This is a genomic window from Achromobacter sp. SIMBA_011, assembly GCF_046535435.1.
In the GTDB taxonomy this organism is placed as follows: domain Bacteria; phylum Pseudomonadota; class Gammaproteobacteria; order Burkholderiales; family Burkholderiaceae_B; genus Achromobacter; species Achromobacter dolens.
The window spans coordinates 1-235 of the sequence record NZ_JAWRWN010001255.1 but is presented as its reverse complement, the minus strand read 5'-3'; the positions used below and the strand labels follow the sequence as shown (position 1 = coordinate 235).

The window sequence follows — 235 nt, the reverse complement described above, 5'->3', positions numbered from 1 at the left end:
GCAGCCGAGGCCCGAATCGGTGAGGCGCGTGAAGCCGCCGAACATCACGAGGTCCAGCGTCATGAAGGTGGTGACCCACACCAGCTTGCGGAACTTGTCGTCGTCGGCCTTCACCCACACGTACGACAGCGCCAGCAGCGCGATGCACAGGCCGATCAGGCCGAGTTGCAGTAGATACGACATCGAATGTGTGCCTCGTTGTGTCGCCTTAACCGATGCTCGACCACTTCAGCAA

Annotated in this window: 1 protein-coding gene; it reads right to left on the bottom strand. The window is 60.9% G+C overall.

From position 1 onward, the window contains the following. Nucleotides 1–183: COX15/CtaA family protein (locus SB816_RS35085; RefSeq protein WP_410548633.1), on the bottom strand; the 183-nt coding region annotated here is incomplete at its 3' end. Between the last annotated feature and the right edge of the window lie 52 nt (nt 184–235).